Raw genomic sequence first — 5,026 nt, 5'->3', positions numbered from 1 at the left:
GTCTCGGGGNAGGGCGGCAGGGGGTCAGCGACGAACCACCCCCGTTGGGGTACGGCGTACACCCAGCCTTCTTCCGCCAGTAGTCCGAGCCCCCGCCGTACGGTCGTACGCGCGATCCCGTATCGCTGCACAAGCTGGGCCTCACTCGGCAGCATCCGCCCGGGACGCCAGTCACCGCGCTGAATCTGCCCACGCAGGATCTCGGCCAGTTGGCGGTACGGGGTCAGCGGCGCGCCGTGGTCGATCTCAGCATCAGGGTTCATGGACTCGACGCTAGGCAAGCGGGTAGATGCACGCTCTTTGAGATACGACTCGATACTTAGCGATACAAGGCGATACGATGGCCCAAAGAAACGCCCCGGCCGGAAGGGTCAGAGCTTCCGTGCCGGGGCTGAGCCGACTGCAATGGAGTCGACCTATGCGCACCCTACTGGCCGCGATCCTGGCCCTCTTCCTGCCCGCCCGCGGTGCCCACCGCTCCACGGCATCCTCGCCACCGCTGCCCCCCACCCTCCGCCCGCCCGCTCCGGAACGTCCGCCCGTGATCACGTGTCCGCGCCCGGCGGACCTCATCACCGCCGACGGCATGCCCCTGGTCCGCCCGTACGTCGTCGAATGGGAGCGCGAGCGGGACGAACGCGAGCGGCGGCGTCTCCAGCGCGAGCGGCGCAGGGCGGCGGTCCTGGCGACGCTGGGGCAGGACTACGTTCCGGTTCCGTGGGAGGCCGCCGCATGAGCTCGCACGCGCCGCGTCTGCGCAGTCTCGGTCTCGACCCGGCCACCGGCAAGGAGGCCCTGGCGGTCACGCACCCCGGCGGCATTCTCGAGGAGCTGGCCGACGTGCACGCGCTGAAGGCCGCCACCGTCCTGGTGACGGTGGTCGGCGCGCTGCTGGAGGTGGGGAAGGCGTCGGACGCCGAGCTCGCCGCCTTCGTGAGGCCGCTGCACGCCGCGCTCGAAGAATGCGTCGGCATCATGGCAGCCGACAGGGAGTGACGGCGTAGCGGCAAGCCGGCCGCAGGGCCGGTGGTGCCTTCTGCTCTCCCCCGCCGTCGCCCGCTCCACCGCGCTGCTCGACAGCGAGGACGGGGATGACCAGGAGACGGCGGGGGGCTTCCGCGCCGACCTCAACGATTACGTCAGGAAGTACGGCTTCCTCGCGCAGGCCGTCTCCTACGGCGGCCTGGCGGATGATCCGCCGCGAGGAGGGGCTGGACGACGGCATCTGATGCGTGTGCCCCGGCTGGATATGCTGGCCGGGGCATCCCTTGGAGGACATCGTGAGCACACAGCCCGACCACGACACAGAGCTGATCCCGCGCCCCGCGCGGACCCCCGAGGCCCTCCGGGCCGCCCTTGCCGCCATCGCGCCGGAGCGACTGCCGGAAATGGACGCCGATCAGCGCAGGGCCGTCGCCGCCGCCATCGAGCAGAGCAGCATCAAGCCCCTCCAGCTCTTCATGATCGCGTGGGCCGCCAACATCGAAATCGAGCGGTTTCCCGAGGTGGCGCGTGAGCTGCGCCGCGCCGAGTACATGGCCAACGCCGCCGAGACCCTTGAAGAAAGCCGCCGCTACGTAAGGATCTCCGGCGACATCATCCGCGCCGCGTACAAGGCGGTGTCCGAGTGACCTGGAGATGGGAGTACGACCCCAGCGAGGAGTACGTGGCCGGCGGAGCTCCGCCGGCCTTCATCGCCGAGGTCGAGAAGAAAGCCGACGAGCTGATCCGCGCCGCTGAAGCTCTCTACCTCGACGGCACGAGGTACGAAGGCAGAGGGCCGAAGAGCGAAACCGTGGATGTCCCCGGAGGCATGTTCGTCTTCCTGATCGTCCCCCGGTTCGAGTGCGGCTACGTCCTCCAGGTCACCTGGATCTGACCCCAGCAGGTGGTCCCCGGCTCTTCGGAGCGGGGGGCGTTTTGTTGTCTCGGCTGACCGTGCACGACGTGAGGACCCAGCCGCCCGCCCGACTGGGCCCGACGGCGGTGGTGAAGGTACGGCTCAGACGGTCCGGTCGGCGGGAGACCGGCCGCCGCACCCTCCTGCCCGTCGCCCACCGCCGGGCCCGTGCCCCTCTCGCACCGCGAACCCTGGACGGCGTCCTGACGCGGCGGTCACACTTGACCCCTGACCGTGACCGTTCATCGCGCACACCGGGGGCAAGGTGCCGCAGGAGGCGATCTCCGACCGTTACGAACTCCTGGAGGAGCTCAGCCACGGCGGCATGGGCGACGTGTGGCGCGGCTACGACGCCGTGCTCGACCGGCCCGTCGCGGTGAAGCTCATCCGGCAGGCGTCGGTCACCTCCCCGGAGCTGGCCGAGGAGTTCGCCAAGCGCTTCCGCCGCGAGGCCCGCATCACCGCGCGCATCCAGCACCCCGGCGTGCCGCAGGTGTACGACGCGGTGCTCGACGCGTCGTACGAGCGGCTGTTCCTGGTGATGGAGCTCGTGGACGGCGTACCGCTGTCCGCCTACCTCGACCCCGGCCGGCCGCTGCCGGTCAGCTGGGCGGCCGCCGTCGCCGCGCAGGTCGCGACCGTGCTGTCGTACGCGCACGAGGTGCCGGTGATCCACCGGGACCTCAAGCCGGGCAACATCCTCGTCGCCCGCGACGGCACGGTGAAGGTCCTCGACTTCGGCATCGCGGCGATCCTGCGGACCGACGTCACCAAGCTGACCGCCACCGGCAGCCCCGTCGGCACCTACCAGTACATGTCGCCCGAGCAGGTCCGCGGCGGACGCGTCACCCCGCGGACCGACCTGTACGCGCTCGGCTGCGTGCTGCACGAACTCCTCTGCGGGCGCCTCGTGTTCGAGGCGGAGAGCGAGTACCTGCTGATGTACCGGCACGTCAACGCCGCGCCCACCCCGCTGCGGCAGCTGCGGCCCGACGTCCCCGAGGCGCTGGAGGAGCTGGTCCTGCACCTGCTGCGCAAGGCGCCCGAGGCGCGGCCCGCCGACACGCAGGAGGTGTACGCGCGGCTGCTGCCGTTCCTCCCGCCGCCGGGCCGGGACCCCGGCACGGCGGACGCGGGNNCCGGNCGGCGCGCCCGACCCCACGGGCGTGTTCCGCCGCCCGTTCGCGCCCCGCGCCCGCGCCCAGGCCCCGGCGCCCGGTGATCCGGCGCCGACGGCCGTCCTCCCGGGGGCCCCGCCGGTGCCGGTCCCCGGCCGGCTGCGCGAGGACATCGAGGAGGCGTACGCGCGTTCCGACGCCCTGCTGGAGGAGGAGCGGTTCGCGCAGGCCGCCGAGGTGCTCGGCGAGGTCGTCGCACCCGCCGCCCTCGCCCTCGGTTCCGAGAGCAGGCAGGTCCTGGCGCTGCGCCGCCAGCGGGCGGCGATCCACCTCCTCGGCGGCGACTACCGGGCCGCCCTGCCCGAGTTCGACGCACTCGCCGACGCCTACGCCCGTGTCGCCGGGCCCACCGGCGAGCAGGCCCGCGCCTGCCGCGCCCAGGCGGCCCGGTGCCGCGCCGAGCTCGGCCAGGTCACCGACGCGCTGGCCGCGCTCCAGGGCGTGCTGAACGTCGTGCGGGCCGTCGACAGCGACGTGAGCGAGGAAGCCGTGGAGCTCCGGCACAACATCGGGATGCTGCTGCTCGCCCAGGGCCGGACCGCCGAGGCCCGGCAGGTCCTCGAACCGCTCCACCAGGACATGTGCATGGTGTTCGGCCCGGGGGACGAGATGGCCGTCGAGATCGCCGAGGCGCTCGCCGTGATCCGCCTCGGCCTCGACGGTACGGCTTCCTGACCGCTTCCTGCGGAAGCGGCGTCGCCGGAACCACGCCACCGCGCGGCCGAGGGTCCCGCGACGGTCGCGTCGCCGGATGGTTCGGCGCCCCTCGGCGTGGCCGCGAGGCCGGTAGCGCCGTCGGCCGTGTCCCGATCCTCCGGCGACGGGTCCACCGTGCCGGTCCCGGGGGCGCTCCGGGGTGCCGGGGGAGGGACGCGCGTCACACCGGGGATGTGGTTCCGCCCCGCTCCCCGCGCGCCTAGTCTCGGGGCCATGTTCGCCGCCTACGCCGCACGCATCGACCCCGACCGCCCCCTCGACGGCCTCGAACTGGGCGACCGCCCGGAACCCGAGGCACGGCCGGGCTGGACCACCGTCACCGTCAGGGCCGCCTCCCTCAACCACCACGACCTGTGGTCCCTGCGCGGGGTCGGCCTGCCCGGGGAGAGGCTGCCGATGATCCTCGGCTGCGACGCCGCCGGCGTCGACGAGGACGGCAACGAGGTCGTCGTCCACTCCGTCATCGGCCAGACCGGCCACGGGGTCGGCCCCCGCGAGCCCCGCTCCATCCTGTCCGAGCGCTACCAGGGCACCTTCGCCGAGCGGGTCACCGTGCCCGCCTGGAACGTGCTGCCCAAGCCCGCGGAGCTGAGCTTCGAGGAAGCCGCGTGCCTCCCCACCGCCTGGCTCACCGCGTACCGGATGCTCTTCACCAACGCCGGGGTCCGCCCCGGCGACTCCGTGCTCGTCCAGGGTGCCGGCGGCGGCGTCGCGACCGCCGCGATCGTCCTGGGGAAGGCCGCCGGCCTGCGGGTCTTCGCCACCAGCCGCGACGAGGCCAAGCGCGGGCGCGCCGTCGAGCTGGGCGCCGTCGACGCGTTCGAGCCCGGCGCGCGGCTGCCGCAGCGGGTGGACGCCGTCATCGAGACGGTCGGCGCCGCCACCTGGTCCCACTCGGTCAAGTCGCTGAAGCCGGGGGGCACCCTGGTCGTCTCCGGCGCGACCAGCGGCGACCGGCCCCCGCACGCCGAGCTGACCCGGATCTTCTTCCTGGAGCTGAGGGTCGTCGGCTCGACGATGGGCTCCAAGGACGAGCTGGAGGACCTGCTGTCCTTCTGCGCCGCGACCGGGGTCCGGCCGGTGATCGACGAGGTGCTGCCGCTGGACCGGGCGCGGGAGGGCTTCGCCCGGATGGAGTCCGGCGACCTGTTCGGGAAGATCGTCCTGACGCCCGCCTCCTGAGCCCCGCCTCCTGAGCCCCNNCTNCNNANCCCAGCNGCAGNANACCNCC

At 73.0% G+C, this 5,026-nt stretch carries 6 protein-coding genes and 2 pseudogenes; 7 read left to right on the top strand and 1 reads right to left on the bottom strand.

From position 1 onward, the window contains the following. Positions 1 to 10: 10 nt before the first annotated feature. On the bottom strand, positions 11 to 263 hold a 253-nt coding region (locus MW084_RS02755; protein WP_275563455.1), incomplete at its 3' end, for a GntR family transcriptional regulator. 278 nt (positions 264 to 541) lie between these two features. On the opposite strand from MW084_RS02755, the gene MW084_RS02750 reads away from it, so the two are divergent. The 7 genes and pseudogenes from MW084_RS02750 (at position 542) to MW084_RS02720 (ending at position 4,977) form a co-directional block, all read left to right on the top strand. Beyond that, complete coding sequence (locus MW084_RS02750; protein ID WP_039829507.1) at positions 542 to 736, top strand: hypothetical protein; 195 nt, start codon at positions 542 to 544, stop codon at positions 734 to 736. Further along, on the top strand, positions 733 to 996 hold the full coding sequence (locus tag MW084_RS02745; protein ID WP_010471608.1) for a hypothetical protein: 264 nt from the start codon (positions 733 to 735) through the stop codon (positions 994 to 996). The genes MW084_RS02750 and MW084_RS02745 overlap by 4 nt, the downstream gene beginning before the upstream one ends. A gap of 284 nt (positions 997 to 1,280) precedes the next feature. Further along, positions 1,281 to 1,631: a hypothetical protein gene (locus MW084_RS02740; RefSeq protein ID WP_029553575.1), complete on the top strand. Its 351-nt coding sequence runs from the start codon at positions 1,281 to 1,283 to the stop codon at positions 1,629 to 1,631. Then, on the top strand, positions 1,628 to 1,879 hold the full coding sequence (locus MW084_RS02735; RefSeq protein WP_010471606.1) for a hypothetical protein: 252 nt from the start codon (positions 1,628 to 1,630) through the stop codon (positions 1,877 to 1,879). Before MW084_RS02740 ends, MW084_RS02735 begins: the two co-directional genes overlap by 4 nt. A gap of 286 nt (positions 1,880 to 2,165) precedes the next feature. Further along, a pseudogene (locus MW084_RS02730) lies at positions 2,166 to 3,037 on the top strand (serine/threonine-protein kinase); the annotation flags it as partial. Between the two features lie 7 nt (positions 3,038 to 3,044). After that, positions 3,045 to 3,753: pseudogene (locus MW084_RS02725) on the top strand (serine/threonine protein kinase); the annotation flags it as partial. A gap of 255 nt (positions 3,754 to 4,008) precedes the next feature. Beyond that, the gene (locus MW084_RS02720) at positions 4,009 to 4,977 is read left to right on the top strand and encodes a zinc-binding dehydrogenase (protein ID WP_010471604.1); all 969 of its coding nucleotides are present in this window, start codon (positions 4,009 to 4,011) and stop codon (positions 4,975 to 4,977) included. Positions 4,978 to 5,026 lie beyond the last annotated feature (49 nt).

This window comes from Streptomyces sudanensis (assembly GCF_023614315.1).
In the GTDB taxonomy this organism is placed as follows: domain Bacteria; phylum Actinomycetota; class Actinomycetes; order Streptomycetales; family Streptomycetaceae; genus Streptomyces; species Streptomyces sudanensis.
This window is presented reverse-complemented; position numbering and strand designations above follow the sequence as displayed.